This window comes from Cellulomonas septica (assembly GCF_012396155.1).
In the GTDB taxonomy this organism is placed as follows: domain Bacteria; phylum Actinomycetota; class Actinomycetes; order Actinomycetales; family Cellulomonadaceae; genus Cellulomonas; species Cellulomonas septica.
This window is the reverse complement of sequence record NZ_JAAXOY010000909.1, coordinates 1-1,015: the sequence shown is the minus strand read 5'-3', so window position 1 is coordinate 1,015 and position 1,015 is coordinate 1. Positions and strand designations below refer to the sequence as shown.

Annotated in this window: 1 protein-coding gene; it reads left to right on the top strand. The window is 74.6% G+C overall.

Annotated features, from left to right (window positions below):
• Positions 1-117 precede the first annotated feature (117 nt).
• A partial coding sequence (locus HGA02_RS20200; protein ID WP_246248151.1) for a VWA domain-containing protein occupies positions 118-1,015 on the top strand: 898 nt, incomplete at its 3' end.

Genomic DNA, 1,015 nt, shown 5'->3' with positions numbered 1-1,015 from the left:
GTCACGCCGTCGGGGTCGTCGGGGTCGCGCACGGCGGGCCTCGGCGGCTCGGCACCGCGCGTCGCGCGGTGGCTCGGCGACATCCGCACGTACTTCCCGACGTCGGTCGTCGAGGTCATGCAGCGCGACGCCGTGGACCGGCTGGGGCTGCGACGCCTGCTGCTGGAGCCCGAGCTGCTGGCGTCGGTGCAGCCCGACGTCTCGCTCGTGTCGACGCTGATCTCGCTGAACCGCACGCTGCCCGAGCAGACGCGCGCGACGGCACGGCACGTGGTCGCGACGGTCGTCGCGGAGATCGAGAAGCGCATCGCCGCGGCGACGCGGTCGGCGGTCGCGGGGGCGCTGCGGCGGGACCGGACGCACCGGCCGCGTCCGGGCGACATCGACTGGGACGCGACGATCCGCGCGAACCTGCGCCACTACCTGCCCGAGCACCGCACGGTCGTCCCGGCGCGCCTGGTGGGCCGGTCGCGGGCGCAGAACGTCGTCGCGCGGGACGTGGTCCTGGCGATCGACCAGTCGGGGTCGATGGCGGAGTCGGTCGTGTACGCGTCGGTGTTCGGCGCGGTGCTCGCCTCGATGCGGGCGCTGCGGACGTCGCTCGTGGTGTTCGACACGGCGGTCGTCGACCTGACGGACCGGCTCGCCGACCCGGTGGACGTGCTGTTCGGCACGCAGCTGGGGGGCGGGACCGACATCAACGGTGCGATCGCGTACGCGCAGTCGCTCGTGCGGCGTCCCGCGGACACCCTGTTCGTGCTGATCAGCGACCTGTACGAGGGTGGGATCCGCGACGAGATGCTGCGCCGGGTGGCGTCGATGACCGCGTCGGGCGTGCAGGTCGTCGTGCTTCTGGCCCTGTCGGACTCGGGGGCTCCCGCGTACGACCGGGACAACGCGGCGGCGCTCGCGGCGCTGGGCGTGCCGGCGTTCGCGTGCACGCCGGACCGGTTCCCGGAGCTGCTCGCGGTGGCGCTCGCGAAGGGCGACGTCGGCGCGTGGGCCGAGCGGACGG